The sequence below is a fragment of the Streptomyces sp. NPDC054834 genome, from assembly GCF_053611185.1.
Genome location: NZ_JBSGZV010000026.1, coordinates 67,338 through 93,227, shown reverse-complemented (window position 1 = coordinate 93,227; position 25,890 = coordinate 67,338). Strand labels below are relative to the sequence as shown.

Sequence of the window (25,890 nt, the reverse complement as noted above, 5' to 3'; positions counted from 1 at the left end):
TCGAACCCTCGGCCCGGCCGTCAGGTCAGCCCCGCGGCGCGCGCACGCTCCACCGCGGGGCCGATCGCCTTCGCGACCTCTTCGACGTCCGCCTCGGTGGAGGTGTGGCCGAGGGAGAAGCGCAGGGTGCCGCGGGCCAGGTCCGGGTCGGTGCCGGTGGCCAGCAGGACATGGCTGGGCTGGGCGACACCGGCCGTGCAGGCGGAGCCGGTGGAGCACTCGATGCCCTGCGCGTCGAGCAGGAGCAGCAGGGAGTCGCCCTCGCAGCCGGGGAAGGTGAAGTGGGCGTTGGCCGGGAGGCGGTCCACCGGGTCGCCGCCCAGGATCGCGTCGGGGACCGCCGTACGGACCGCCTCGATCAGGGCGTCGCGCAGGGCGCCGATCTCGCGGGCGAACCACTCGCGCTGCTCGGCGGCGAGGCGGCCGGCCACCGCGAAGGAGGCGATGGCCGGGACGTCCAGGGTGCCGGAGCGGACGTGGCGCTCCTGACCACCGCCGTGCAGGACGGGTACGGGGGCCCACTCGCGGCCGAGGACGAGGGCGCCGATGCCGTACGGGCCGCCGATCTTGTGGCCGGAGACGGTCATCGCGGCGAGGCCGGAGGCGGCGAAGTCGACGGGGACCTGGCCGAAGGCCTGGACGGCGTCGGCGTGCAGGGGGATGCCGGACTCGCCCGCGACGTCGGCCAGTTCACGGACCGGCAGGACCGTGCCGATCTCGTTGTTGGCCCACATGACGGTGGCCAGGGCGACGTCCTCGGGGTTCCGGGCGATGGCCTCGCGCAGGACCTCGGGGTGGACACGGCCGTAGGAGTCGACCGGGAGGTACTCGACGGTGGCGCCCTCGTGTTCGCCGAGCCAGTGGACGGCGTCGAGGACGGCGTGGTGTTCGACTGGGCTGGCCAGTACGCGGGTGCGGGCCGGGTCGGCGTCACGGCGGGCCCAGTACAGGCCCTTGACGGCGAGGTTGTCGGCCTCGGTGCCGCCGGAGGTGAAGACCACCTCGCTCGGGCGGGCGCCCAGCGCGTCCGCGAGGGTCTCGCGGGATTCCTCGACCGTACGGCGGGCCTTGCGGCCGGATCCGTGCAGGGAGGACGCGTTGCCGGTGATGCTCAGCTGGGCGGTCAGTGCCTCTGCCGCCTCCGGGAGCATCGGGGTGGTCGCGGCGTGGTCGAGGTAAGCCATGGTGAGCCCGATTCTACGGGGCCCTTCGGCGGTGGTCGCGGCTCGTCCAGGCCGCTTCCCACACGCTCGTACGGCTCGCCGAGCTCCCTGGAGCTCTGCGGGAGTTCCCTAGAAGCTCCAGGACACGGTGTTGTCCACCTGCATGAACGCCACCAGGACCAGCAGGTCGGCGACGCCGAGGGTCATGCCGAGCAGGGCGCGGCCACGGCGGGCGGTGTCCCGCCACAGGGCCACACCGGCCAGGACGATGGCGATCGGGCCGAGGAACAGGTTCAGGACGAGGAGGCCGAGGAGGCCGAGGATGAAGGACGCGACGGCCATGCCGTCGGCGTCACGGACGGCGGTACGGCGGGTCGCCGGTGCGGTGAGTTGCATGGTGGTCAGCCTTCCGACGGAAGAGACGGATGGACAAAGGCGGGTGGGGGTGGGGTGCGGGTCAGTTGGCGGACGTGCCGCGCCGGCGGCCGTGGCGTTCGCGGAGCGCGAAGATGCCGAGCCAGGTGGCGATGACGGCGGCGGCGATGGCGGTGAAGGTCAGCGGCGCGTGGGCCACGGTGCCCAGGACGACGCCGAGCAGCAGGAGAGCCGCGACGATGAACAGCATGAGATGGATCCCCCCTCCGAGGAGCTCTGAGGTGCTCGCGTGAAATTTCGGTGAACGGTTGTGGTTACACTTGTTCACTGACTTATGAGTCTAGCGCGCCCGACGGCTTTTCAATTCCGGAGAACAGTTGTTAACTGGATGACATGAGTCACACCCTTGGGCTCCGGCAGGCCCAGAAGCAGAAGACCCGGCAGGCGCTCCTGGACGCGGCGTTGGGGCTGCTGGAGGAACAGAGCCTGAGCAGCCTGGGCCTGCGCGAGGTCACGCGCGCCGTCGGAGTCGCGCCCACCGCGTTCTACCGGCACTTCCGCTCCACGGCGGACCTCGGCGTGGCGCTGGTCGACGAGGCGCTGGGCAGTCTGCACCCGATGGTGCGGACGACGGTGTCCTCGGCGGGCGACAGCGAGGAACGCATCGCGCGGGCCGTCGAGCTGATCGCCCACCACGTCGACGTGTTCCCCGCGCACGTCCGCTTCATCGCCCGCGAACGCCACGGCGGGGTCCAGCCGGTGCGGGAGGCCATCCGGGCCCAACTGGCCCGGTTCGCCCAGGAGGTGAAGGCCGAGCTTGCCAAGGACCCCGAGGCGGAGGGGTGGAGCGACGACGATCTGCTGATGCTCGCGCACCTCTACGTCGACCAGATGCTCATCACGGCCTCCCTCTTCCTGGAGGCTCAGGAGGCACCGCACACCTCCGAAGAGGAGCGGGAGCGCGTCACCCGGCTCGCGACCCGGCAGCTGCGGCTGATCAGCGTCGGCCGCCACCACTGGCACGACTGACCCGCGCGAACGCGCAGGGGCGGCGAGCCCGTTCACCGGACCCACCGCCCCTGCGGTACGAGACCCTCGTCAGCCCTGCTGAGCCTGCTGCCCCTGCCCCGGCTGCCCGCCGCCGGGGCCGCCACAGCCGCCGCCCTGACCGCCACCGGGGCCGCCCTGGCCGCCGCCGGGCGCGCCGCTCGGCATGCCGGAGGGGGCGCCCGAGGGGGTTCCGGTCGGCTTGCCCGAGGCCGCGCCCGTCGGCGCGCCGGACGGTGCACCGCTCGGCGCACCGCTCGGGCGCCCGGACGCGCCCCCGGTCGGCATGCCGGACGGCGGCTGGCAGCTCTGCTGGGCGGAGCCGCCGCCGGAGGACGAGGAGTCGCTCGAGCCGCACGCGGTCAGCAGCAGCGGGGAGAGCGCGAGCAGGGCGACGGCCGGGACGAGGCGTGCACGCTTCATGAGAGCCAGCTCCAGAAAAGGTGAGGAAGTCCTGAGGCGGGCACTCAATCAACGGCGCTTAGGGCGTTCTTGTGTCCTTTCTGTGGCCGCCCTGTCCACCGGGTAAAGGGCGCCCCAAGTACCCGCCCCCACCTGGGCTTTCGACTACGACCCGGGCCTACTCACTGGTACAGCTCCGTGACAGAACGCGCCGCGGCCAGCAGGTCGGCGCGCGCCTCGGGCGGCGCGAGGACCTCCACCCCGTCGGCGAACGCGAGGAGTTGGCGGGCCGCGCGGACGGACGGATAGGTGAGCCGGGCTGTCACCCACTCGCCCTCGGCGTCGTCGTCCGGGAGTTCGGCCAGCAAGGAGGCCGTGATCCGGACGAACATGTCGAGGCGCTCCCGGCGCACCCGTACGGTGACCTCCACACCCCCCGGCGGCTCCTCGACCTGCTGCCGCAGCACCTTCCAGACGTCGGCGAGTTCGACGCCGGGCCGGCGGCGCACGGGGTCGTCCAGGACCCGGGCGGAACGCACCCGGTCGGCGCGGAACAGGCGCGGCCTGCCCCGCCGGTCGGCGACCAGGTACCAGATGCCCGCCTTGGCGACCAGGCCGTAGGGGTCCACGGTGTACGTGTTCGGCTCCCGCTCCCCGCTGTGCCGGTAGCGCAGCCGCAGGCGCCGGTCGGCGAACACCGCGTCCTGAAGCGTCTCCAGGTCCACGGCCCGTTGCGGCCCGCTCTTCCAGCGGGTGGCGTCGACCAGGATCCGGCGGCTGGTCAGCTCGGCGGCCGGCCGGTGCGGCGCGGGCAGGGCCGCCATCACCTTGCGCAGCGCCGAGCCGAGGGCCGCGTCCAGACCGAGGGCGGCGTGCGCGCCCTGGGCGGCCAGGATGAACAGGGCGCGGGACTCGTCGGCGGTGAGACCGGTGACGTCCGTACGGAACCCGGCGAGGAGCTCGATGCCACCGTGCCGCCCGCGTTCGGCGTACACCGGGACGCCGGAGGCGGACAGCGCCTCGACGTCGCGGTAGATGGTGCGCGCCGACACCTCGAGCCGCTGGGCGAGTTCGTGCGCCGGGACCCGGCCCCGGGTCTGGAGGAGCAGCAGGATGGACAGCAGGCGGTCGGACTTCACCCGGCCAGGATCACGCCGTCGGGCACCCCGCGGCAAATGTTGACGGGAGGTGTCAGGTTATCCGGCGATGCTCGCCCCGACGACTCAAGGAGAGGCACACCATGGACATCATCGACCCCCGCCCCCGCTACGCCCGCGCGACGGAGCAGGCGGCGGCCCTCATCAAGACCGTGCGGCCCGAGCAGCTGTCCGGCCCCACGCCCTGTGCCGAGTTCGACGTACGCACGCTGCTCAGCCACATGGTCGGCGGCACCCGGCGGATCGCGGTGGTCGGCGAGGGCGGTGACGGGCTCGCGGTCCGCCCGTTCGCCGACGGTGTCGAGGACGCCGAGTGGGCGGCGGCGTACGACGAGGCGCGCACCCGGGTCCTCAAGGCCTGGGAGAGCGACGAGCGGATGACGGCACCGGTCCGCGTTCCGTGGGGCGAGGTCCCCGGCCACGCCGCCTTGTCCGGCTACGTCATGGAACTCGTGACGCACACCTGGGACCTGGCCGAGTCGATCGGCCGCCCGCACGAACTCGACCCGGAACTCGCCGAGTTCGCCCTCACCACGGCCCGCCGCGTCCTGCCCGACCCGCAGCGCGACCCGGACACCCCCTTCGGCGACGTCGTCGACGCCCCCGAAGAAGCCGACGCCTACACCCGCTTGGCGGCCTGGCTGGGCCGCACCCCGCTCAGGGGGTGACCCGGCCCTAGCCGAGCCTGGCCCGGGCCAGTTGGCGGGACTGGGCGACCAGGCGGTCCGTGCTGTCCCAGACCTCGGCGTCCTCCTCGAGGAAGCCGCCGGCCAGGTTGCGGGTGGTGATCGCGACCCGCAGCGGGCCGGGCGCCGGGCGGTGGCGTACGTGCACGGTCAGTTCGACCGTCGGGACCCAGCCGGACAGACCGATCTCGAAGGCGGTCGGCGGCAGCGCGTCCACCGCGAGCAGCAGCGCGAAGGGGTCCGCGTCCCGGCCGTCCGCAAGGCCGAACCAGGAGCGCATCTCCCCCTTGCCGGAGGGGGCGCCGAGTGCCCAGCCCAGGGTGGCGGGGTCCAGCTTGAGCATCAGGCGGTCGGTGATGGCGGAGCTGCCCTCGACCGGGGCCGGGCCGTCTTCCGGGCCGAAGCACTGGTCCATGGGCGGGATCGCGGGCGGCGTGGCCGTCGTCCGGACGTCGTCGGGGAGGGAGTCGAGGTCGCCGTAGGAGGCGAGGACGCGGATCCGCTCGACCTCGTTGCCCGCCTCGTCGTACTGGAAGAGGGAGGCCTGGCCGGTGGAGAGGGTGCGGCCGGTGCGGACGGTCTCGGTGCGGACGACCGCCGGACCCGGCTGGGAGGCGGTGAGGTAGTGCGCCGAGATCGTGAACGGGTCGGGGTGCGGGAGGGTGTCCGCGAGGGCACGGCCGAGCACGGCCAGCAGATAGCCGCCGTTGACGGCGTTGATGATGGTCCAGCCGGCGGAGAGGTCGATGTCGTAGACCCCGGGCTCGCGCCGGGTGACCGCGGTGTCGCGGTCGAACTCGCTGGCGCCGATCACGGCCCGCATGACGGGGGTGGAGGCTGCTTCTGGCATGGGTGAACCGTACAACAGGAAATTACTAAGCGGTAGCTTTGGACGTTTCGGGCGCATGACGAGATGCTGGAGACGAGATGCGGACGACGAGACGCGGGCGATGAGACGCGGATGGCAGGATATGGATGGCAAGGTCCCGCCTGCCGGGTGAGATCCCGGCAATTTCTCGGTAAGTGTCCGGACACGTCCGTAACCCCGAGGCCTTGATCCCCCTCTATGAGGGCATGAGCCTCACCGGGACTGCGTTTCTCTGCACGACGATCGTGCTGTCCGTCGTCGCCCTCGTTCTGCCGCTCGCCCTGTGGTCGAGGATGCGGGGGCCCAAGGCGCTGCGCGTCGCGGCCCGGGTGCTGATGCTGCTGTTCGCCCAGGGCACGGCGGTCACGCTGGTGTTCATCCTCGTCAACAACTCCAACAACCTCTACGACAACTGGGCCGACCTGCTCGGCACCGGCAACCACGTCCAGCAGGCCGCCGACCTCGGCCGGGACGGCACCGGCGGCATAGCGTTCAAGCGGCTGCCCAAGGTCAAACAGGCTTTCCAGACCGCCGACGGCCCCGGTATGCACGCGGCCGGCGGGGTCCGCGTCACCCAGCTCAAGGGACGGGTGTCGGGCGTGAACGCCGAGGTCTACGTCTGGCTGCCGCCGCAGTACGGCGAACCCGCCTACCGCCACCACAAGTTCCCGGTCGTGGAGCTGCTGCCGGGCTACCCCGGCTCGGCGAAGGCCTGGTTCGGCTCCCTGAAGGCCCACGAGCAGCTGCTGCCGCTGATGAAGGACGGCCAGGTCGCGCCGTTCATCCTGGTGGCGCCGCGCACCAACCTGCTGGCCGGGGTGGACACGGGCTGCGCCAACATCCCGGGCACGGTGAACGCCGACAGCTGGCTGAGCATCGACGTGCCCAAGATGGTCATGGACAACTTCCGCGCCGAACCCGCGCCGTCCGGCTGGGCGGTCGCCGGGTACTCGGCGGGCGCGCACTGCGCGGTCAAGCTGGCCGTCGCCCACCCCGACCGCTACCGGGCCGCCGTGAGCCTGTCCGGGTACAACGACCCGATCGGCGAACGCAACTCACTCGCCTCGCAGACCCCGGCCCTGCGCGCGGCGAACAATCCTTACCTGCTTCTCAAGAAGTCGCCCGTGCCGCCCCGGATCGCGCTGTACGTCTCCGGCGAGTCCAGGGACGGCTACCAGGCGGGCGTGGCCCTGGAAGCGGTCGCCAAGGCGCCGACGACCGTGCACGTGGTGTTCCTGCCGCGCAGCGCCGGCGGCCACACCATGGCGCTGTGGCGGCCGCAGGTGGTGCCGTCCTTCCGCTGGCTGACCCTCCAGATGGGCAAGAACCGGCCGCGGACGGCGGCCACGGGCGGCACTATTCCTCGGTCACCGTCGACCGGCGGTTCCACGCACGCGGCGCTCGCCAGTGGAACCGCATCGCGAGCAGGCGCAGCACGAAGGCCGTGACGACGGCGAGAGCGGTGGTGTACGGGGTCAGCACGTCGTAGTGGATGCACAGCACCACCATGGTGGCGCCGACGATCGCCGGGACCGCGTACAGGTCACGGTCCCAGCGCAGCAGCGACGGCACCTCGTTGGCGAGCACGTCCCTGAGCACACCGCCGCCGACGGCGGTGGCCAGCCCCATGATCGCCGATGCGGTGAGGTTGAGCCCGTAGTCGTACGCCTTCGTCGTGCCGGCCACGCAGAACAGGCCGAGGCCGGCCGCGTCGAAGACGTTGACCGCGGCCTGGATGCGCTCCACGTGCGGGTGCAGGAAGAAGACCAGGAGCGCGGCGAACAGCGGGGCGATGAAATACCCCAGGTCGGTGAACGCGGCCGGCGGTACGGCCCCGATCACGATGTCACGGAACAGCCCTCCGCCCAGCGCGGTGACCTCGGCGAGGACGGCGATGCCGAAGACGTCGAAGTTCTTGCGGACGGCCAGCAGCGCACCGGAGATCGCGAAGACGAAGATGCCGACGTCATCGAGGGTGTGCTGGACGGAGGGACTGAAGAGTTGCTCGACCACCCCGACATTCTCACTCGTCAGGGAGCATGAGCCTTACGAAGCGAGGCTCACAGTGCCGGTTTCCCTGTGGTGAACAGCCAGGTCTGGAAGAGATCGTCGAGCTGCTGTCCGCTCACCTTCTCGGCGAGGCGGATGAAGTCGGCGGTGTCGGCGTTGCCGTACCGGTGCAGCTTCGTCCAGGCGGGCAGCAGCCGGAAGAACGCCTTGTCGCCGATCCGCTCCCGCAGGGCCTGAAGGGTCATCGCTCCCCGCTGGTAGACGGCCGAGGCGAACATGGTGTCGTGCTGCGGGTCGGCGACCTTGATCTGCCAGAAGTCGGAGCCGGCGGGGCGCGAGTCGTAGCCGGCCAGGAACGAGTCGTGCGCCGAGCGGGTGCCCTGGTGCTCGGCCCACAGCCACTGGGCGTAGGTGGCGAAGCCCTCGTTCAGCCAGATGTCCTTCCACCGCGCCACGCTGACCGAGTCGCCGAACCACTGGTGGGCCAGCTCGTGCACGATCGTCGACTCGTTGCGCACGGCCGAGTAGGCGGGCTTGCTCTGCACCTCCAGCGAGAACCCGGCCTCGGGCATGTCGTCGACGATCGCGCCGGTCTCCTCGAAGGGGTACGGCCCGAAGACCTCGGACCAGTAGTCGGTGGCGGCGGCGGTGACGGCGTACACGTTGACGTTGTTGCTGTTCTTCAGCACCGGGTCGACGGCGACGTAGATCGGAATGCCGGAGGGCGTCCTCCCCGTCTTCACGTCGAACTTCCCGATGGTGGCGGTCGCGAGGTAGGTCGCCATGGGCCGGTTCTCGCGCCAGTGGGTGTACGTCGAGGCGCCCTTGTCGTACGTCGAGACCAGCCGGCCGTTGGAGACGCCGGTCAGGCCCTTCGGCGCCTTGATACGGATGTCGTACGTGGCCTTGTCCGAGGGGTGGTCGCTGGACGGGAACCAGGTGGAGGCGGCGTTGGGTTCGCAGGCGACGAAGACGCCGTCGGCGGTCTTCATCCAGCCGTAGTCCGAGCCGAAGACGATGGGGCCGCCGAGGGGTTCGGGTACGCCGCCGTAGGTGACCGTGGCGGTGAAGGTCCGGCCCTTGCGCAGGGGGCTGCGCGGGGTGATCCGCAGTTCGTCGCCGTCCCGGGTGAACCGGGCGCGTCTGCCGTCCACTTCGACCCGGGTGACCTCCAGCTTCTGAAGGTCGAGATCGAAGGAGGAGAGGGTCTGGGTGGCGCGGGCCGTGAGCGTCGTACGGCCGTCGAGGCGGTCGGTGTCGGGGTCGTAGGCCACGGACAGGTCGTAGTGGCGGGCGTCGAAGCCGCCGTTGCCGAGCTGCGGGAAGTAGCTGTCGCCGATGCCGGGTGCGCCGGGGGTGGGGGCGGAGGAGGCCGCGACGGCGAAGAAGGAGGCCGCCGCGGTGGCGACAGCCCCTAAACGCGCCGAACGGGAGAGTGCCATGGTCGTCCCTTCGAGCGTGTGCCGGTCAGTAGACGGACACGGACGACTCTGCGCTCTCCCGTTCATGCATGTACATGACTTTACCGAGTTGTCATGTGCTACTTGTCGGTTGACTCCTGGGACTCGGCTTCCGCCGGCTCCTCGGAGTCGGCCTCGGCCTCGGCCTCGGCTTCCCGGGTGGCCCCGGCCTCACGGCCGGTCTTCTCGACGACGGCCTCCGGCTCCTCGGCGGGAGCGTCGGCGGCGGCACCGGTGGCGGCGGCGGTCTCCTCGGCGGGGCCGTCGGCGTCGGGCGTGGACGTCTCGGGCGTGACCTTGGCACCTGGGCCGGTCTTCACGTCCGAGGCCGCCGCGTCGGCGGCCTCCGCACCGGCAGGGGACTCGGTCTCGGTCTCGGACTCGGTCTCGGACTCGGACTCGGCGGACCGGGGGGCCGGAACCTTGGCCACGGCATCGGCCGCGGGCTCCTTCGCCACGGCACCGGACGTCTCCGCGGCGACAGCGGCCGACGTCTCCGCGGACTCCTCCAGCACCGCGTCCGGAACCAGCTCCGACGCCTGCTTCGCCACCGAGAGCAGCACCGTGTCCTGCGGGGCCTGGTCGGCGAAGTTCTCCGGGTGGTGGCAGGCGACCCGCTGACCGGCCCTCAGCTCCACGAGCTGCGGCTCGGTCGTCTTGCAGATCTGCGTGGCCTTCCAGCAGCGGGTGTGGAAGCGGCAGCCGCTCGGCGGGGCGATCGGGGACGGCACGTCGCCCCGGAGCAGGATGCGCTCGCTCTTCACGCCACGGCGCTTCGGGTCCGGCACCGGCACCGCCGACATCAGCGCCTTGGTGTACGGGTGCATCGGCGCCTCGTACAGCGCGGTGCGGTCGGCGAGTTCCACGATCTTGCCGAGATACATCACCGCGATCCGGTCCGAGACGTGCCGGACGACCGAGAGGTCGTGCGCGATGATCACGTAGGTGAGGCCCAGCTCCTGCTGGAGGTCGTCCATCAGGTTCACGACCTGCGCCTGGATCGACACGTCCAGCGCGGACACCGGCTCGTCCGCCACCACCAGCTTCGGCTTCAGGGCGAGCGCACGGGCGATACCGATGCGCTGGCGCTGACCGCCGGAGAACTCGTGCGGGTAGCGGTTGTAGTGCTCGGGGCTCAGACCCACGAGCTCCAGCAGCCGCTGGACCTCCTTCTTCACGCCGCCCTCGGGCTCCACGCCCTGGAGCCGGAAGGGCGCCGAGACGATCGAGCCGATGGTGTGGCGGGGGTTCAGGGAGCCGTACGGGTCCTGGAAGATCATCTGGATGTCACGGCGCAGCGGGCGCATCTGGCCGGTGTTCAGCCGCGTGATGTCCTGCCCGTCGAAGGTGATCGTGCCGCCGGTCGGGTCCTGGAGGCGGGTGATGACCCGGCCCATGGTCGACTTGCCGCAGCCCGACTCGCCGACCACGCCCAGGGTCTCGCCCTTGCGCACCTCGAAGTCGATGCCGTCGACGGCCTTCACCGCGCCGACCTGGCGCTGGAGAATGCCCTTCTTGATCGGGAAGTGCTTGATCAGGCCCTCGACCTTGAGCAGCACCTCGCCATCGGCGGCCTTGGTCTTCGTCGTCTCACTCACAGCTTCGGCGCAATCTCTTCGGTCCAGATCCGCGTACGGTCCTCCGCCGAGAGGTGGCAGGCGGTCCAGTGCCCGGTGCTCACCTGCTCCAGCTCGGGGCGCACCGTCCGGGTGACGTTCCCCTTGGGGATGTCCGCGTACGGGCAGCGCGGGTGGAAGGCGCAGCCCGAGGGGACGTTGATGAGGCTCGGCGGCTGGCCCTTGACCGGGATGAGCCGGTCGGAGGTCTCGCGGTCGATACGGGGCATCGAACCGAGCAGACCCCAGGTGTACGGGTGCTGCGGCTGCTCGAAGACCTCGCCGGCCGGACCGCGCTCCACGCACCGGCCGCCGTACATCACCAGGACGTCGTCGGCGATCTCGGCGACCACGCCGAGGTCGTGGGTGATCATGATGACCGCGGAGCCGAACTCCTTCTGAAGGTCGCGGATCAGGTCGAGGATCTGCGCCTGGACGGTCACGTCGAGGGCGGTGGTCGGCTCGTCCGCGATGAGCAGCTCGGGGTTGTTGACCAGCGCCATGGCGATCATGGCGCGCTGGCGCATACCACCGGAGAACTCGTGCGGGTAGCTGTCGACACGCTTGGCGGGCTCGGGGATGCCGACCCGGTCGAGCATCTCGATGGCGCGCGTGCGGGCGACCTTCTTGCTGACGTCGTGGTGGACCCGGTACGCCTCGACGATCTGGTCGCCGACCTTGTAGTACGGGTGCATGGCGGACAGCGGGTCCTGGAAGATCATCGCCATCTCGCGGCCGCGGAGCTTGCGCACCTCGTCCGGGGACGCGGAGACCAGTTCCTTGCCGTCCAGCCAGATCTCGCCGGACATCCGCACGTTCTTGCCACGGGCGCCGAGCCGGTGCAGGCCCATGATGGCCTGCGAGGTGACGGACTTGCCGGATCCGGACTCGCCGACGACGGCGAGGGTCCTGCCCTTGTCCAGCTTGAAACTGAGCCCGTCGACGGACTTGACCAGGCCGTCGTCGGTCGGGAAGTGCACCTTGAGGTCGCGGACCTCGAGGAAGGCTTCGGGCGCCTTGCCGGAGGTGGGTTCCCCCACTGCGGCGCCGGTCTTGGAGAGTTCGGTCACGAGAGCCTCACCCGCGGGTCGGCGGCCGCGTAGAGCAGGTCCACCAGGAGATTTGCGATCACGACGAAGAAGGCGGCGAGCAGGGTCACGCCGAGGATGGGGGGCAGGTCGTTGTCGGTGATGCCCTCCACCGCGTACTCACCGATGCCGTGCAGCGAGAACACGGTCTCGGTGATCACCGCGCCGCCGAGCAGCAGACCGAGGTCCATGCCGAAGACGGTGATGATCGGGGTGAGCGCGGCGCGCAGTCCGTGCCGGACGACGACCTTGCGCTCACGCAGGCCCTTGGCGCGGGCCGTGCGGATGAAGTCCTCGTTCATCGTCTCCAGCATGCCCGAGCGGGTCAGCCGCGCGTAGATGGCGGAGTACAGCAGGGCGAGCGAACACCACGCCGGGAAGAGGGTGTTGGCCCACTGTGCGGGGTTCTCGGTGAGCGGGACATAGGTGCGGCCGAAGATCGGCCACTGGTAGGTGAAGAGCAGGATCGCCAGGTTGCCCGTGAAGAACATGGGCAGCGAGACACCGGCGAGCGCGACGCCCATGAAGGTGCGGTCGAAGACCGAGCGCGGCTTCAGCGCGGAGATGACGCCGATCAGCACACCGGACACCAGCCACATCACGGCGGCGCCCGCGGCCAGCGACAGGGTCACCGGAAGGCGGTCGACGAGCTTCGGCCAGACCGCCTCGTGGGTCTTGAAGGAGTAGCCGAAGCAGGGCGCGTTGCAGTGCACCGTGCTGGGACCGACGCTGTAGTCGGCGCCGGCCACGATCCCCTTGATGAAGTGCCAGTACTGGACGTAGACGGGCTGGTCCAGACCGAGGTTGTGCTTGACCGCGGCGATGTCCGCCTTCGACGGGCTCTTGCCGATGTACTGCTGTGCCAGCTGGTCCGCTGTCTGACCGGCCAGTCGCGGCAGCAGGAAGAAGATGGCGAAGGTGACCGCGGAGACGACCAGCAGCAGGATCACTGCCGCTACCGTCCGACGGAGGATGTACGAGATCACGGGGACCGGCGCTGGTGCCCGCGGGCCGCGAAGCCCGCGGGCACCAATGCCTTCACCTGCCTTCCGGGGCTGCTACTTCTTCGTGGTGCCGAGGTTGAGGTAGTCGTACTGACCGCTGAACGCGGAGGTGGAGACCACGTTGGTCGCCCACGGCGAGCGGTACAGCAGGACCTTGAAGTAGGTCAGCGGGACAATGACCGCCTGGTCCATGGTGGTCTTGTCGATCTCGGCGTACAGCTTGTTGCGGGTGGCCACGTCCGGGCTGGCGATCGCCTGGGCCAGCTTGGCGTCGACGCCCTTGTTCGCGAACTGCGACAGGTTCGTGTTGCCGGACTGGCTGATGGCCTTGCTGTTCAGGATCTGCTGGAGGAAGCCGTAGCCGGACGGCCAGTCGGCACCCCACTGCATCATCATGATGCCGACGTTGTTCTTCTCGGTGAACTTCGGCACACCCGCGTAGTCGGTGAAGTACTTGCCCTGCGGGAACTGCTTCAGGGAGGCGTTGATGCCGACCTTCTTCAGCGAGCTGATGATCGCCGTGGCCGCGTCGACCTCCTGCTGACGGTCGGAGCGGGCCGTGATGTTGGTCGTGATCGACTTCTTGCCGCAGGCCTTCAGGTGCTCCTTGGCCTTGGCGACGTCACCCTTGTTGCCGGGCGTCGCGTAGACGTCGGCCTTCTGGTAGCCGGTGATGTCCGGCGGGAGCACGGTGGTGGCGATGTCACCGCGGATCGGGCCGCCCTCGGCGGTCTGCACGGAGACCTTGTCGATGGCGTACTGGACGGCCTTGCGGCACTCGACGTTGTCGAACGGCTTGACCTTGGTGTTGAGCGCCGCGTAGACGAGGCGGCCACCGTAGGCGTTGTCGGTGCTGGCCTTGCCGTCCGCGGAGTTGAGCAGGCTGGCCTGGGTGGAGGCCCCGACACCGATACCGGTGAGCTCCGCCGTGGCGTCGCCGGACTGGACGTCCTTGTCGATCGTCTCCGCGTTGACCTTCAGGTTGACGACGATCTTGTCCGGGTACTGCTTGCGCAGCGGGTCGGTCTTCGGGTCCCAGTTCTTGTTGCGGACCAGGACGACCTGCTTGCCCTCCTGGTAGCTCTGGAACTGGTAGGAGCCGGAGGACACGATGTGCTTGACGTAGTCGACGCCGTCGTCCTTGGACTGCGGCACCGGAGCCGTCTGCGGGGCCGCCACCAGGTAGTCGAACTCCTGGAAGGAGCGGTTCAGGTGGAAGACGATCGTGGTGTTGTCCGGCGTCTCGATCGAGGACAGGCCCTTGGCGCTCTTGTCCTTGTACGGACCCTTGTACTTGTCGCCGTCCTTCATGAACTGCTGGAAGTAGTTCGGGCCGAGCGAGAGCACGTCACGCGCGAAGTTGGACCGCTCGACGGCGTACTTGACGTCCTTCGAGGTGATCGGCGTGCCGTCCTGGTACTTCAGGCCCGAACGCAGCTTGTACGTCCAGGTCTTGCCGCCGTCGCTCGGCACGCCCTTGCTCGCGGCGAGGTCCGGGACGAGGGTGTTGCCCTTCTCGCCGGGGCCGGGCTGGAACGTCATCAGCGGGCGCGCGTAGAGCCGGCTGAGGTTGTACATGTACGCGTAGTACGTGTTGCCCGGGTCGAACGAGTCCGGCACGTCCGACATTTCGTAGGTGACCGTGCCACCCTTTTTGTCGGACGCGTTGACGACACCCGTGGTCGCCTTGTTGGCACCGGCCGCCTTCGGCGTGCCGCCGTCCTTGTTGTCATCGGCCTTGCTGCAACCTGCTACCAGCAGGCTGGCGGAGCCGATGGCCGCAACCGCGGCCAGTGCTGACCTTCGCATGATGGTCTGCTTCCCCTCCATTGATCGGAAACTTGGTGGACTCTCGGGGGCTGCCTAGCGGCTGCGGGGGTCGAGAGCGTCGCGGAGACCGTCGCCGAGCAGATTGAACGCCAGGACGGTGATGAAGATGGCGAGTCCGGGCACGATCATGTACTGGGGATCGACCTGGTAGTACGTGACGGCCTCCCGGAGCATGCCGCCCCAGGACGCCTGCGGGGGCTGGATGCCGACGCCGAGGAAGCTCAGGGACGCCTCGAAGAGGATGTTGGTCGGGATGAGCAGCGTCGAGTAGACGATGATCGGGCCGACCAGGTTCGGCATCAGCTCGCGGAAGAGGATGTACGGGCCCTTGGCGCCCATGCCGCGGGCGGCGTCCACGAACTCCCGCTCGCGCAGGGCGAGGGTCTGGCCTCGCACGATCCGGCCCAGATAGGGCCAGTTGAAGAAGCCGATGACGAAGATGAGCACGCTCAGGTGGAGCGGCAGTCCGTTGAGGCCGAACGCGCCGCCCTGAAGGGTGGCGGAGATGGCGATGGCGAAGAGCAGGAGGGGGAAGGCGAGGAAGGTGTCCATCAGCCGGCTGATGACCGAGTCGACCCGTCCGCCGTAGTAGCCGGCTACGACACCCATGATGGCGCCGATCACGTTGGACAGGACCGTGGCGCCGAAGGCGACCACCAGCGACACCCAGGAGCCCTCCAGGATGCGGGTGGCGATGTCACGGCCGAACTTCGGGTCGACGCCCAGCGGATGACTGGCACTCATGCCGCCCCAGCCGCCCTTGGGCAGCGAGGTGTCGGGCACGATCAGGTCCTGGTGGAAGGCGTTGGGATCGAGGCCGAACATCGCCTGGATCGGACGCGAGAGGATCGCGATGAGGATCAGCAGGATCACGATGACGCCGCCGACCACGGCGACTCTGTCCTTCTTGAACCGGGTCCAGGCGATCTGCCCCAGGGAACGGCCCTCGATCTGCCCCTTACCGGCACCCTCGAGCACAGCTTCCGGCTGTGCCTCGGCTGCCGCCCCGGTGGTCTCGATCGGTGCGGTCACAGTGACCTGACCCCTCTCGCCGGTGGTGACCGGCCTGCGCCTGCCGCGGATTGCGGCTTTGTCGACTTGCACTCAGACACGAGGCCCTCGACCTTGCGTCTGAGTCGCGAGTCTTCAGCTTCGTCGCGATCACCCGCCAGAGCTGACGGGGAAAGTATGCGCAACCGTGATGCTGTGCAGGGGATTCCGTTATCCGAACAGTGGGTAACGCCCCCCGGACGCGAACCAGTTGGTACAACAGCGTCATAGCGGGCACTTCAGGACCATCGGCGGTTATCTACGCGCGGAGAAATGTGCCGACCCTGTGAAGCCCATGGGCGGACCACGGAGGTCCGATCCGCTCAGTAGCCACCCTGCGCCGGCGGATAACCGTACCCGGCGGCGGGTGCCGTGGGCGGGGCGGGGGCGTGCGCCTCACGGTCGTAGAAGGGACGGGCTTTGGCCCGCATCCACATGACGACGGGGTCGTACTCGTCGGACATCACGACGGTCGACACCGGCAGCCCGTCCGGGACCGCCCCGACGGACTGCTGCATCATCGCGCGCACCGAGTCCACGGCGGGCGGCGAGGTGTCGTACACGTCCAGTCCGATGGCGAGGTACGGCGCCCCGAGCGCGGGCTGCACCCAGGCGCGGCGCAACGAGCGGACGGCCTGGGTGCGGTGGGCGTTCTGCGCGAGCAGGGCGTAGAACTGCGGGACCTCGACGCCTGGTTCCGACAGGCGCAGCGGGCCGGCCGGCTGGCGGTCCAGACCGGTGGCGATCCTGCGCAGGTCGAGCCAGGGGACGCCGACACCGCCGCCCGGGGCGTGCGGGTTGAGCCAGAGGCCGAACTGGTCCGGGTAGAGGGTGCGGGCCACGTCGACCGCGTCGACCACCTCGTACGAGCGGTTCCAGCCGCTGGCCGACAGCTCCTGGGCTGAGGTGACGCAGGGCGCGTAGCCCGAGCCGTCCACCTCCATGTTCCCGTACTGGGCGTCGGGGGATCCGGCCTGGCCGTGCCACAGGAGCATCCAGATCTGGCCGGAGGCGGGGGTCGCGAGCGCCCTGAGGAGTGCCTCGTAGGCGTCGTAACGCCCGGGCATCACCTGGCGCAGCATGTGCTCGACCTGTCCGGTCGCAGCGGTGCCGCTCGCGCTCACCTGTTACCGCCCCTTCGAGAAGTCGCCCCGCGTGTGGAAACAGCTTAAGCGCCTGGGAGCTCGCGGCTTAGTGTCCGTCGGCGAGTGCGGGTTGTGTGTGGCTTGTCGCTCCGGGCCGCGTGTCGACACGGCCCCGCGCCCCTCGGGGGGCGCGTTTCAGTTGCCGGACTGGTAGAAGGGCCGGACGGTCGTCTTCAGCCAGTCGGCCACCGGGTCGTCGGTCACGTCCAGCAGGACCAGGTTGACCGGCCACCGCACCGGGACCGTGCCCAGAGCCCGGCCCAGGGCGTCCAGGGGCAGGGCCCGCAGGTCGCCCTCCCACCGGGAGAGTTCGACGCCTATGAACATGACCGGGTCGGCCGTCTCGATGGCGGCCAGGCAGCGGCGGGCGGTGCGGACGACGCTGATCCGCTCGAACTCGGCGGAGGCGGCGGCGAGGAAGTCGACCGGGTCCTCCTGCCAGTCGGGTTCGAAGAGGCGGACGCGGCCACCGCCCGCCGGGCCGTCGAGCGGGGTACGGCCGGCCCGGCACAGCTCGGCCACGGCCTGCGGCGGGAGCGGGACGCCGACCATGCCGTCCGGGTTGACGACGATGCCGACGTGCGGGGGCAGGCCGCGGGCGAACTCCACGGCCGGGGCGACGGTGTACCCGATGTGGGAACCGACGACCTGGCGGAACTGCTCCTCGGAGCTGAACACCGGCACGTACGCCTGGCCGTCGATCTCCATGGTGGGCAGGTCGAGCGGGCCGCTGCCGGGGCCGCCGCCGTTGGGCAGCGGGACCCAGACGTAGCTCCGGCCCAGCACCTCGATGATCCGGCCGCCGGCCAAGGGGATGCCGAACGACGCCGACAGCACCTCCTCCAGCTCGTTGCCGGGCCAACCGCTGTGCGGATGGGGGTGCGTCTGTGCCGGGAAGTCCGCGGGAAAGTCCGCCGGGAAGTCCATCTGCCTACCGCCTGCTGGGACCAACTGTTGTGCCTGAAAGGCTAGCGGGTACCTGTGCGCGGCCAGGCGGGTCTCCTCAGGTCGCGAAGCCGATCCGGCGCAGCACGTCCGCCGCGTCCCGGTCGAGCAGGACCGCCGAGCCGCAGCCCTGGGGCAGTTCGCCCCGCTCCACCTCGCGCAGCAGCCGGGCGGCCGCCCTGCGGTGGCGCAGGAAGGCGTACCGGGAGACGCCCCGGCCGCGCTCGCGCTGGCCCTCCCGGGCCGTGGCGGGCGGGACGTCGAGCAGCAGCAGGTGCAGCGTGCCGCCCCGGCGGCGGGCCGCGCGGGCCAGCCAGTCGCGCACCCAGGCCTGCGTACCGCAGTCGTGCACGACGACCCCCTCGCCGGAGCGCAGGGCGCGGCGCAGTCCGGCGTAGTGGGCGAGGCGGACCAGGGGGCGGTACACCGCGTACGGCAGGAAGCCGGGCATGCGGCGCTCCCAGCGGTCGCGGGCGTCCTGGGAGTCGATGCGCGGGCCCTGGACCGCGCGGTGCATCAGCGTCGACTTGCCGCTGCCCGGCAGACCGGTGATCACCACCAGGTCCCGGGGGCCGAAGAGCAGGCCGTGCGGACTGCGCCCCGCGCGGTCCCGCAGGTCGCGGGCGACCGGTGCCATGGGGGTCCCCCCGCGCGAGCGCAGCCGAGCGTGGGGGAGCTCGTCGCACCGTTCGCGGGCCGGGGCCGCCGGCTGCTGGGGCAGGGCGATGACCGTCGTCGTCGCGTATGCCGTGGTCCTTGTCACCGTGATCGTCCTCCCTGGGGGGTTCAGGAAAGGTTCTCCCCTCTGAATGTAAAGAGAAGGTAATGCACGGTGTCTCGCGGTTCCGTCCGCTTGCGGCCACAGGCGTGTCACAAAGAGAGGCGCACGTCCGGTCTGCCGTGCGACCGGGAGGCGTGCAATGATGTGCGCGCCAACTGCATACCGGCCGTTTGAATCCGCGCGGGAGAGTCCCCGGCACCGATGGTGCGGGGCGCCGAAGGAGCAAGTCCCTCCCTTGAATCTCTCAGGCCCCGTTACCGCGCGGGCGAGGCACATCTGAAAAGCGGGCCGCTGTGTCAGCGGCTCCACCCAAGGTGCAAGCCATGATCACTCCTGTGGTCAGGGCGAACCTCTCAGGTTCCGATGACAGATGGGGAGGAACGACCTCGCCTGTCATGCCTTTGGGAGACGACCGCCGATGAGCAGTACCGAACTCCGCCGTACCGCGCTCGATGCCCTGCATCGTTCGCTCGGCGCGACCATGACCGACTTCGCCGGCTGGGACATGCCCCTGCGCTACGGCTCCGAGCGCGACGAGCACCTCGCCGTGCGCGCCAAGGCCGGGCTGTTCGACCTCTCCCACATGGGCGAGATCACCGTGACCGGCCCTCAGGCCGCCGACCTGCTGAACCACGCCCTCGTCGGGAACATCGCCTCGGTCGGTGTCGGGCGCGCCCGCTACACCATGATCTGCCGGGCCGACGGCGGCATCCTGGACGACCTGATCGTCTACCGGCTGGCCGAGAGCAACTACATGGTCGTGGCCAACGCCTCCAACGCCCAGGTGGTCCTCGACGCGCTCGTCGAGCGGTCCGCCGGCTTCGACGCCGAGGTCCGCGACGACCGGGACGCCTACGCCCTGATCGCCGTCCAGGGCCCGGAGTCCCCCGGCATCCTGAAGTCCCTCACCGACGCCGACCTCGACGGCCTGAAGTACTACGCGGGCCTGCCCGGCACCGTCGCCGGCGTCCCGGCGCTCATCGCGCGCACCGGCTACACCGGCGAGGACGGCTTCGAGCTCTTCGTGAAGCCCGAGCACGCGGTCGAGCTGTGGCAGGCGCTGAGCAAGGCCGGCGAGGGCGTCGGGCTGGTGCCCTGCGGCCTGTCCTGCCGGGACACGCTCCGCCTGGAGGCGGGCATGCCGCTGTACGGGCACGAGCTCACCACCTCGCTCACCCCCTTCGACGCCGGGCTCGGCCGGGTGGTGAAGTTCGAGAAGGAGGGCGACTTCGTGGGCCGGGCGGCGCTGGCCGAGGCCGCCGCGCGCGCCGAGCGGAACCCGCCGCGCGTCCTGGTCGGCCTGGTCGCCGAGGGCCGCCGGGTGCCGCGCGCCGGATACGCGGTCGTCGCCGGCGGCGCGGTGATCGGCGAGGTCACCTCCGGTGCGCCCTCCCCCACGCTGGGCAAGCCCATCGCCATGGCCTACGTCGACGCGGCGCACGCGGCGCCGGGCACGCCCGGTGTCGGCGTGGACATCCGGGGCAGCCACGAACCGTACGAAGTCGTGGCGCTGCCGTTCTACAAGCGCCAGAAGTAGACACTTGGCGCGGGTACCGGTATCCGGACGTGACCCTGCGCACATTCCCGCTGATCACACGCGTTCACAGCAGTCCCCCCCTTCATCAGCGCTCCCGCGCGTACAGGAGAATCCAGGCCATGAGCAACCCCCAGCAGCTGCGCTACAGCAAGGAGCACGAGTGGCTGTCGGCCGCCGAGGACGGCGTCTCGACGGTCGGCATCACGGAGTTCGCGGCCAACGCGCTCGGTGACGTCGTCTACGCCCAGCTCCCCGACGTCGGCTCCACCGTGACCGCGGGTGAGACCTGCGGCGAGCTCGAGTCGACCAAGTCGGTGTCCGACCTGTACTCGCCGGTCACCGGTGAGGTCACCGAGACCAACGAGGACGTCGTCAACGACCCGTCGCTGGTGAACTCCGCCCCCTTCGAGGGTGGCTGGCTGTTCAAGGTCCGCGTCACGGAGGAGCCGGCCGACCTGCTCTCCGCCGACGAGTACGTCACCCACACCGCCGGCTGAGGAGTCGTAGCCGTATGACTGTCCTGAACACGTCCCTGCACGAGCTCGACCCGGAGATCGCCGCCGCGGTCGACGCCGAGCTCGAGCGCCAGCAGTCCACCCTCGAGATGATCGCCTCGGAGAACTTCGCGCCGCTCGCGGTCATGGAGGCGCAGGGCTCGGTCCTCACCAACAAGTACGCCGAGGGCTACCCGGGCCGCCGCTACTACGGCGGCTGCGAGCACGTCGACGTCGCCGAGCAGATCGCCATCGACCGGATCAAGGAGCTGTTCGGCGCCGAGTACGCCAACGTGCAGCCCCACTCCGGTGCCTCCGCCAACCAGGCCGCCCTGTTCGCGCTGGCCCAGCCCGGCGACACCATCCTCGGCCTGGACCTGGCGCACGGCGGCCACCTGACCCACGGCATGCGGCTGAACTTCTCCGGCAAGCAGTTCAACGTGGTCGCCTACCACGTCGACGACTCCGGCCTGGTCGACATGGCCGAGGTGGAGCGGCTGGCCAAGGAGCACCGGCCGAAGGTGATCATCGCGGGCTGGTCGGCGTACCCGCGGCAGCTGGACTTCGCCGAGTTCCGCCGGATCGCCGACGAGGCCGGGGCGTACCTGTGGGTCGACATGGCGCACTTCGCGGGCCTGGTCGCCGCCGGTCTCCACCCGAACCCGGTGGAGTACGCGGACGTGGTCACCTCCACCACCCACAAGACCCTCGGCGGCCCGCGCGGCGGCATCATCCTGGCGAAGAAGGACTTCGCGAAGAAGCTGAACTCCTCCGTCTTCCCGGGCTTCCAGGGCGGCCCCCTGGAGCACGTGATCGCGGCCAAGGCGGTCTCCTTCAAGGTCGCCGCCTCCGAGGACTTCAAGGAGCGCCAGCGTCGTACGCTGGAGGGTGCGCGGCTGCTGGCCGAGCGGCTCAGCGCGCCGGACGTCCACGAGGCCGGGGTGAGCGTCCTGTCCGGCGGTACGGACGTGCACCTGGTCCTGGTCGACCTGCGCGACTCGGAGCTGGACGGACAGCAGGGCGAGGACCGGCTGCACCAGGTCGGCATCACGGTCAACCGGAACGCGATCCCGAACGACCCGCGTCCGCCCATGGTCACCTCCGGTCTGCGGATCGGTACGCCGGCCCTGGCGACCCGCGGCTTCACGGCCGAGGACTTCGCCGAGGTCGCGGACGTGATCGCCCAGACGCTCAAGCCGTCCTACGACGCGGAGGCCCTGAAGGCCCGGGTCAAGGCCCTGGCCGACAAGCACCCGCTGTACCCCGCTCTGAACAAGTAGTTCCTTTTCGTGGGGTGCCCCGCACACTCGTAGGTGGGCGGGGCACCCCACCCCCCTGCACCACCCCAGCACTGAGGAGTTCCCGTGGCCATATCGGTCTTCGACCTGTTCTCGATCGGCATCGGCCCGTCCAGCTCCCACACGGTCGGCCCGATGCGCGCGGCGCGCATGTTCGCCCGCCGGCTGCGCAACGAGGCTCTGCTCGGCTCCGTCGCGTCGGCGCGGGCCGAGCTGTACGGCTCGCTGGGCGCCACCGGCCACGGCCACGGCACGCCCAAGGCGGTACTGCTCGGCCTGGAGGGTGCCTCGCCCCGCACGGTGGACGTGGAGACGGCCGACGAGCGGGTGGAGGACATCAAGCGGTCGGGCCGCCTGAACCTCCTCGGTGAGCACGAGATCGCGTTCTCCTTCGACGACGACCTCGTTCTGCACCGCCGCAAGGCCCTCCCCTACCACGCCAACGGCATGACCCTGTGGGCGTACGACGCGCAGGGCGCCGAAGTGCTGGCCAAGACGTACTACTCGGTCGGCGGCGGTTTCGTGGTCGACGAGGACGCGGTCGGCGCGGACCGCATCAAGCTCGACGACACGGTCCTGAAGTACTCCTTCCGCACCGGCGACGAGCTGCTCCGACTGACGAAGGAGACCGGCCTGTCGATCTCCGCCCTCATGCTGGAGAACGAGCGCGCCTGGCGCACCGAGGAGGAGATCCGCGAGGGCCTGCTCGACATCTGGCGGGTGATGCAGGTCTGCGTGGCGCGCGGCATGTCCCGCGAGGGCATCCTGCCGGGCGGCCTGAAGGTACGGCGCCGGGCCGCCGTCTCCGCCCGGCAACTGCGCGCCGAGGGCGACCCGTTGGCCCGCGCGATGGAGTGGATCACGCTCTACGCGATGGCCGTGAACGAGGAGAACGCGGCCGGGGGCCGGGTGGTCACCGCCCCCACGAACGGCGCGGCCGGCATCATCCCGGCCGTCCTGCACTACTACGTCAACTTCGTTCCCGGCGCCGACGAGGAGGGCGTGGTCCGCTTCCTGCTCGCCGCGGGCGCCATCGGCATGCTCTTCAAGGAGAACGCCTCCATCTCGGGCGCCGAGGTCGGCTGCCAGGGCGAGGTCGGCTCCGCCTGCTCCATGGCGGCGGGCGCCCTCGCCGAGGTCCTCGGCGGCAGCCCCGAGCAGGTGGAGAACGCCGCCGAGATCGGCATGGAGCACAACCTCGGCCTGACCTGCGACCCGGTCGGCGGCCTGGTCCAGATCCCGTGCATCGAGCGCAACGGCATGGCCGCGGTCAAGGCGGTCACGGCCGCCCGCATGGCGATGCGCGGCGACGGCTCCCACAAGGTGTCCCTGGACAAGGTCATCAAGACCATGAAGGACACCGGCGCCGACATGTCCGTCAAGTACAAGGAGACGGCGCGGGGCGGGCTCGCGGTGAACATCATCGAGTGCTAGGGAAAAATGCCCTGACCAGGGCGTTCGTGTCTTTCGGCGCTGTCGGGGCCTTCCCTGCTTACGCGGTGGAAAGTCCCCGGGACGGCGAGGATCTCTGAGCGCTCATTACACGCCGAAGGTACCCTGGAGGGTGGCCGGGTGGTGAACCGCATCTCTCACCCCACTGGTCGCCGAACGCGCGCCACCGGTCGCGACCGCGCGTCGGTCCCATCGTCTCAGCGCAGCGGAGTCGAAGGTGTCGAGCGGGCCACGTACGCCAGCCCGTCGTACTCCCGGGCCAGCACCGTCGGAGCCAGGTGGAAGCGGTACGTCACGCGCGGCACCGAGGCGCCGAAGGACCGTACGAACCGGCGGTCCTCCAGCCACTCGGCGACGGCGGGCCGGGCCCGGCCGCCGCGCAGGTCGACGAGGTGATCCTCCGGTGTGACCGAGGCGAGCCGGCCCTCGACCGACCGCGGGCCCGCCGATGCGACGGTGTGCTTCCTGGGCGTGCGCCTCGCGGAGTTCCCGGGGCGGGCGCGGAAGGCGCCCGCCCCGAAGAGCAGGCCGAGGGCGTAGTAGCGCTCTCCGTAGTGGCTTCGGAGGTGCTGTCCCATCGCGGGTACGTCTCCCGCGTAACAGTCGGTCATGACATGGCCGTTGTGGGCCCATACGGCCACCTTGCCGGGCGACCGCTCCTCCAGGGCGATCACTTCCTGTGCCATGTACCGGTCCCGGACCGCCAGTGCGCCCGGTTCCTGGCCGTCGCCGCGCAGCGGCCGCGAGGCCACGTCGGCCGCCGCCACGATCCTGCGTGCGTGGGCCAGCGCGTCGTCGACCGTTTCGGCTCCGGCGCGTGCCGCGAGTCCGGCCCTGCCCTCTTCGAGGAAGCGTACGGGTTCACGCGCCTCGGCGAGGATCTGCTGCCTCTGGACGGTGAGGGATCCCGGCTTGGCGTCGGCCAGCGTGCCGAGGAGGCCGCCGCCGAGGTCCGCCCGTTCCGGCGCCAGTGTGCGCAGCGCGGCATCGAGGGCGGTCAGGGCGGGACCGCAGCGCTGGGGGTCGATGCCGACGAAACGCACGGCGCGCTCGCGCGGAACGGTCCGGTTGTGCTCCCGCATCCACTCGACGACGTCGAGCATCTCCCGGGTCCGCCAGGTCCAGAAGCCGAGGCCCGCAAGTGCGTCGGCGGCGTCACCGGTGCCGTGCAGCACGTAATCGTCGACGGCCCGCGCGGCCGAGGCGCTGGCCTCCATCGCCAGGGTGGTGCACCCCATTTCCTCGACGAGGAACCGCAGTAATCGATGCTTGAGCCGGAAGAATTCGGCGGTCCCGTGCGTCGCCTCACCCATTCCCAGAACTCGTACGTCGTTCAAGGTTTTTCGCAACGGCTCCAGGTCGCCGTGATCCGGTTCCGATGCCTCGGCGTGCAAGTCCCGTAACGGCAGAGCATTCTCCTTCAGCCACCGTTGCACTTCCTCGGTCATCGTTCATTCCTTTCGCGTCACCTCTCGGCAAGGCGATCCTAGCCCTCACGCGATCAAGTCCGGCTGTGCGAGGCGGATTTCGGCCGAGATTTCGGCGAGGTCCTCGACGGCGGCATTCCAGCCGTGCGCAAGACCGACACCCGCCGAGTTGAGGACCACCTCGTCCACGCCGGCCCGGGCGTATTCGCCCAATGCGGCCGCCACTTCCCGCGGAGTTCCGTAGACGAATGTTCCCGAGTCGACCAGGGCGCGCGCGTTGAGATAGGGCTGTGACGGGTGCACCCGCAGCCCCGCGCGCTTGAGCATGTCGGTGTAGTGCGGTGCGCCGAGGTGCGCACGGGCGGCCGTGAAGGCGAGTTGGCGCGGATCGCGCCCACTGCGGGCGACGGCGACGTGCACGACGGTGACCAGCCGCGGCACGGGGCGGCCCGCCGCTCGGGCGCCGCGGTGCAGGGCGGGCACGAGGTCACGCGCGAGGTACGCGGGCGGTGTCATCCAGCTGATCGCCGCGTCGGCCAGCTCACCTGCCACCCGGGCGAGCGCCGGACGCAGGACTCCCAGGCCGATCTCCACACCGGGATGACCGAGATCGGGCAGTCCGGATTGCGCTTCGCCGCCCCCGGATGCTTCGTCCCTCCGCTCACCCTCCTCCCGCCGCTCACCGAGGAATCCACGCAGTTGGCGGAGATAGTCGGCGCACGCGGCTCTCGGGCTCTCATAGGGCTCACCGCGCAGACTCGCCACGAAGTCGGGTGATCCGGGCCCGATTCCGAGCGTCATCCGTCTGCCGGTCAGACGGGCGAGGGAGCGGGCGTGGGCCGCCGCCTCCATCGGATGGCGCAACGGCATCAGGGTCACGGACGTACCGACCGGGAACCGGAATCCCATGCCCGCGAGGTAGGCGAACAACTGATGGGATTCGATGGTGAGGGACTGGCCCTGCCACAGCCGTGCCAGGTCCCCTCCCGCGACGAGTTCCGCGAACGGAACCGCGTCCGTGGGGTCCTTGGGCATGACCGGGAAGATGACCGACG

At 70.3% G+C, this 25,890-nt stretch carries 25 protein-coding genes and 2 riboswitches; of the genes, 7 read left to right on the top strand and 18 right to left on the bottom strand.

All coding sequences use genetic code 11. From position 1 onward, the window contains the following. Positions 1 to 20 precede the first annotated feature (20 nt). The 3 genes from ACWGJM_RS29975 to ACWGJM_RS29965 all read right to left on the bottom strand — a co-directional run bounded on the left by ACWGJM_RS29975 (position 21) and on the right by ACWGJM_RS29965 (position 1,788). Positions 21 to 1,184, bottom strand: coding sequence for a cysteine desulfurase family protein (locus ACWGJM_RS29975; protein ID WP_453414855.1), 1,164 nt, complete (start codon positions 1,182 to 1,184; stop codon positions 21 to 23). A 108-nt stretch (positions 1,185 to 1,292) separates the two neighbouring features. After that, positions 1,293 to 1,559, bottom strand: coding sequence for a DUF4190 domain-containing protein (locus ACWGJM_RS29970; protein WP_453414854.1), 267 nt, complete (start codon positions 1,557 to 1,559; stop codon positions 1,293 to 1,295). Between the two features lie 61 nt (positions 1,560 to 1,620). Beyond that, entirely contained in the window at positions 1,621 to 1,788 is a 168-nt protein-coding gene (locus ACWGJM_RS29965; protein WP_453414853.1) for a hypothetical protein, read from the bottom strand. A gap of 143 nt (positions 1,789 to 1,931) precedes the next feature. On the opposite strand from ACWGJM_RS29965, the gene ACWGJM_RS29960 reads away from it, so the two are divergent. Then, entirely contained in the window at positions 1,932 to 2,567 is a 636-nt protein-coding gene (locus ACWGJM_RS29960; protein WP_453414852.1) for a TetR family transcriptional regulator, read from the top strand. A 69-nt stretch (positions 2,568 to 2,636) separates the two neighbouring features. On the opposite strand, the gene ACWGJM_RS29955 is transcribed toward ACWGJM_RS29960, so the two are convergent. Together ACWGJM_RS29955 and ACWGJM_RS29950 are read right to left on the bottom strand one after the other, a co-directional pair. Further along, on the bottom strand, positions 2,637 to 3,008 hold the full coding sequence (locus ACWGJM_RS29955) for a hypothetical protein (RefSeq protein ID WP_453414851.1): 372 nt from the start codon (positions 3,006 to 3,008) through the stop codon (positions 2,637 to 2,639). A gap of 161 nt (positions 3,009 to 3,169) precedes the next feature. Then, positions 3,170 to 4,126: a helix-turn-helix transcriptional regulator gene (locus ACWGJM_RS29950; RefSeq protein ID WP_453414850.1), complete on the bottom strand. Its 957-nt coding sequence runs from the start codon at positions 4,124 to 4,126 to the stop codon at positions 3,170 to 3,172. 101 nt (positions 4,127 to 4,227) lie between these two features. On the opposite strand from ACWGJM_RS29950, the gene ACWGJM_RS29945 reads away from it, so the two are divergent. Beyond that, positions 4,228 to 4,812, top strand: a complete 585-nt coding sequence (locus ACWGJM_RS29945) for a TIGR03086 family metal-binding protein (protein WP_453414849.1) — start codon at positions 4,228 to 4,230, stop codon at positions 4,810 to 4,812. Positions 4,813 to 4,819: 7 nt separating this feature from the next. Here the strand turns inward: ACWGJM_RS29945 and ACWGJM_RS29940 are convergent, their stop codons facing one another. After that, a complete protein-coding gene (locus ACWGJM_RS29940; protein ID WP_453414848.1) occupies positions 4,820 to 5,680 on the bottom strand; it encodes a thioesterase family protein in 861 nt (286 codons plus the stop codon). 224 nt (positions 5,681 to 5,904) lie between these two features. Between ACWGJM_RS29940 and ACWGJM_RS29935 the strand changes: the two genes are divergently transcribed. Continuing rightward, on the top strand, positions 5,905 to 7,146 hold the full coding sequence (locus ACWGJM_RS29935; RefSeq protein WP_453414886.1) for an alpha/beta hydrolase: 1,242 nt from the start codon (positions 5,905 to 5,907) through the stop codon (positions 7,144 to 7,146). Here ACWGJM_RS29935 and ACWGJM_RS29930 read toward each other — a convergent pair. The 10 genes from ACWGJM_RS29930 to ACWGJM_RS29885 all read right to left on the bottom strand — a co-directional run bounded on the left by ACWGJM_RS29930 (position 7,055) and on the right by ACWGJM_RS29885 (position 18,615). Continuing rightward, on the bottom strand, positions 7,055 to 7,711 hold the full coding sequence (locus ACWGJM_RS29930; RefSeq protein ID WP_453414847.1) for a trimeric intracellular cation channel family protein: 657 nt from the start codon (positions 7,709 to 7,711) through the stop codon (positions 7,055 to 7,057). The genes ACWGJM_RS29935 and ACWGJM_RS29930 overlap by 92 nt on opposite strands. Positions 7,712 to 7,758: 47 nt before the next feature. Then, entirely contained in the window at positions 7,759 to 9,150 is a 1,392-nt protein-coding gene (locus ACWGJM_RS29925) for a M1 family metallopeptidase (RefSeq protein ID WP_453414846.1), read from the bottom strand. A gap of 98 nt (positions 9,151 to 9,248) precedes the next feature. After that, positions 9,249 to 10,766, bottom strand: coding sequence for an ABC transporter ATP-binding protein (locus ACWGJM_RS29920; protein WP_453414845.1), 1,518 nt, complete (start codon positions 10,764 to 10,766; stop codon positions 9,249 to 9,251). Then, positions 10,763 to 11,854 (bottom strand): ABC transporter ATP-binding protein, encoded by a 1,092-nt coding sequence (locus ACWGJM_RS29915; RefSeq protein ID WP_453414844.1) that lies wholly within the window; start codon positions 11,852 to 11,854, stop codon positions 10,763 to 10,765. The genes ACWGJM_RS29920 and ACWGJM_RS29915 overlap by 4 nt, the downstream gene beginning before the upstream one ends. Next, the gene (locus ACWGJM_RS29910) at positions 11,851 to 12,858 is read right to left on the bottom strand and encodes an ABC transporter permease (protein ID WP_453414843.1); all 1,008 of its coding nucleotides are present in this window, start codon (positions 12,856 to 12,858) and stop codon (positions 11,851 to 11,853) included. Before ACWGJM_RS29910 ends, ACWGJM_RS29915 begins: the two co-directional genes overlap by 4 nt. A 72-nt stretch (positions 12,859 to 12,930) precedes the next feature. Next, positions 12,931 to 14,685, bottom strand: a complete 1,755-nt coding sequence (locus ACWGJM_RS29905; RefSeq protein WP_453414842.1) for an ABC transporter substrate-binding protein — start codon at positions 14,683 to 14,685, stop codon at positions 12,931 to 12,933. 54 nt (positions 14,686 to 14,739) lie between these two features. Beyond that, the gene (locus tag ACWGJM_RS29900; RefSeq protein WP_453414841.1) at positions 14,740 to 15,738 is read right to left on the bottom strand and encodes an ABC transporter permease; all 999 of its coding nucleotides are present in this window, start codon (positions 15,736 to 15,738) and stop codon (positions 14,740 to 14,742) included. Between the two features lie 341 nt (positions 15,739 to 16,079). Beyond that, on the bottom strand, positions 16,080 to 16,880 hold the full coding sequence (locus ACWGJM_RS29895; protein WP_453414840.1) for an enhanced serine sensitivity protein SseB C-terminal domain-containing protein: 801 nt from the start codon (positions 16,878 to 16,880) through the stop codon (positions 16,080 to 16,082). A gap of 156 nt (positions 16,881 to 17,036) precedes the next feature. Further along, on the bottom strand, positions 17,037 to 17,828 hold the full coding sequence (locus tag ACWGJM_RS29890) for an enhanced serine sensitivity protein SseB (protein WP_453414839.1): 792 nt from the start codon (positions 17,826 to 17,828) through the stop codon (positions 17,037 to 17,039). Between the two features lie 76 nt (positions 17,829 to 17,904). Further along, entirely contained in the window at positions 17,905 to 18,615 is a 711-nt protein-coding gene (locus ACWGJM_RS29885) for an AAA family ATPase (protein ID WP_453414885.1), read from the bottom strand. Between the two features lie 183 nt (positions 18,616 to 18,798). After that, positions 18,799 to 18,897, top strand: a riboswitch (glycine riboswitch). Then, positions 18,898 to 19,007: riboswitch (glycine riboswitch) on the top strand. It abuts the riboswitch before it with no gap. Positions 19,008 to 19,045: 38 nt separating this feature from the next. Between ACWGJM_RS29885 and gcvT the strand changes: the two genes are divergently transcribed. The 4 genes from gcvT (at position 19,046) to ACWGJM_RS29865 (ending at position 23,390) form a co-directional block, all read left to right on the top strand. Then, on the top strand, positions 19,046 to 20,164 hold the full coding sequence (gene gcvT, locus ACWGJM_RS29880; RefSeq protein ID WP_453414838.1) for a glycine cleavage system aminomethyltransferase GcvT: 1,119 nt from the start codon (positions 19,046 to 19,048) through the stop codon (positions 20,162 to 20,164). A 119-nt stretch (positions 20,165 to 20,283) separates the two neighbouring features. After that, positions 20,284 to 20,661 (top strand): glycine cleavage system protein GcvH, encoded by a 378-nt coding sequence (gene gcvH / locus ACWGJM_RS29875; RefSeq protein ID WP_453414837.1) that lies wholly within the window; start codon positions 20,284 to 20,286, stop codon positions 20,659 to 20,661. Positions 20,662 to 20,675: 14 nt separating this feature from the next. After that, positions 20,676 to 21,938, top strand: a complete 1,263-nt coding sequence (locus tag ACWGJM_RS29870; RefSeq protein WP_453414836.1) for a serine hydroxymethyltransferase — start codon at positions 20,676 to 20,678, stop codon at positions 21,936 to 21,938. Between the two features lie 84 nt (positions 21,939 to 22,022). Beyond that, on the top strand, positions 22,023 to 23,390 hold the full coding sequence (locus tag ACWGJM_RS29865) for an L-serine ammonia-lyase (protein WP_453414835.1): 1,368 nt from the start codon (positions 22,023 to 22,025) through the stop codon (positions 23,388 to 23,390). A gap of 215 nt (positions 23,391 to 23,605) precedes the next feature. Here ACWGJM_RS29865 and ACWGJM_RS29860 read toward each other — a convergent pair whose 3' ends face one another. Further along, the gene (locus ACWGJM_RS29860) at positions 23,606 to 24,856 is read right to left on the bottom strand and encodes an erythromycin esterase family protein (protein ID WP_453414834.1); all 1,251 of its coding nucleotides are present in this window, start codon (positions 24,854 to 24,856) and stop codon (positions 23,606 to 23,608) included. Between the two features lie 45 nt (positions 24,857 to 24,901). Continuing rightward, the gene (locus tag ACWGJM_RS29855) at positions 24,902 to 25,870 is read right to left on the bottom strand and encodes an LLM class flavin-dependent oxidoreductase (RefSeq protein ID WP_453414833.1); all 969 of its coding nucleotides are present in this window, start codon (positions 25,868 to 25,870) and stop codon (positions 24,902 to 24,904) included. Between the last annotated feature and the right edge of the window lie 20 nt (positions 25,871 to 25,890).

Bases quoted from the DNA above. Each gene is read 5' to 3' on its own strand.
- ACWGJM_RS29975 (WP_453414855.1), bottom strand. From the start codon at position 1,184: ATGGCTTACCTCGACCACGCCGCGACCACCCCGATGCTCCCGGAGGCG.
- ACWGJM_RS29970 (WP_453414854.1), bottom strand. From the start codon at position 1,559: ATGCAACTCACCGCACCGGCGACCCGCCGTACCGCCGTCCGTGACGCC.
- ACWGJM_RS29965 (WP_453414853.1), bottom strand. From the start codon at position 1,788: ATGCTGTTCATCGTCGCGGCTCTCCTGCTGCTCGGCGTCGTCCTGGGC.
- ACWGJM_RS29960 (WP_453414852.1), top strand. From the start codon at position 1,932: ATGAGTCACACCCTTGGGCTCCGGCAGGCCCAGAAGCAGAAGACCCGG.
- ACWGJM_RS29955 (WP_453414851.1), bottom strand. From the start codon at position 3,008: ATGAAGCGTGCACGCCTCGTCCCGGCCGTCGCCCTGCTCGCGCTCTCC.
- ACWGJM_RS29945 (WP_453414849.1), top strand. From the start codon at position 4,228: ATGGACATCATCGACCCCCGCCCCCGCTACGCCCGCGCGACGGAGCAG.
- ACWGJM_RS29940 (WP_453414848.1), bottom strand. From the start codon at position 5,680: ATGCCAGAAGCAGCCTCCACCCCCGTCATGCGGGCCGTGATCGGCGCC.
- ACWGJM_RS29935 (WP_453414886.1), top strand. From the start codon at position 5,905: ATGAGCCTCACCGGGACTGCGTTTCTCTGCACGACGATCGTGCTGTCC.
- ACWGJM_RS29925 (WP_453414846.1), bottom strand. From the start codon at position 9,150: ATGGCACTCTCCCGTTCGGCGCGTTTAGGGGCTGTCGCCACCGCGGCG.
- ACWGJM_RS29905 (WP_453414842.1), bottom strand. From the start codon at position 14,685: ATGCGAAGGTCAGCACTGGCCGCGGTTGCGGCCATCGGCTCCGCCAGC.
- ACWGJM_RS29890 (WP_453414839.1), bottom strand. From the start codon at position 17,828: ATGGACTTCCCGGCGGACTTTCCCGCGGACTTCCCGGCACAGACGCAC.
- gcvT (WP_453414838.1), top strand. From the start codon at position 19,046: ATGAGCAGTACCGAACTCCGCCGTACCGCGCTCGATGCCCTGCATCGT.
- gcvH (WP_453414837.1), top strand. From the start codon at position 20,284: ATGAGCAACCCCCAGCAGCTGCGCTACAGCAAGGAGCACGAGTGGCTG.
- ACWGJM_RS29870 (WP_453414836.1), top strand. From the start codon at position 20,676: ATGACTGTCCTGAACACGTCCCTGCACGAGCTCGACCCGGAGATCGCC.
- ACWGJM_RS29860 (WP_453414834.1), bottom strand. From the start codon at position 24,856: ATGACCGAGGAAGTGCAACGGTGGCTGAAGGAGAATGCTCTGCCGTTA.
- ACWGJM_RS29855 (WP_453414833.1), bottom strand. From the start codon at position 25,870: ATGCCCAAGGACCCCACGGACGCGGTTCCGTTCGCGGAACTCGTCGCG.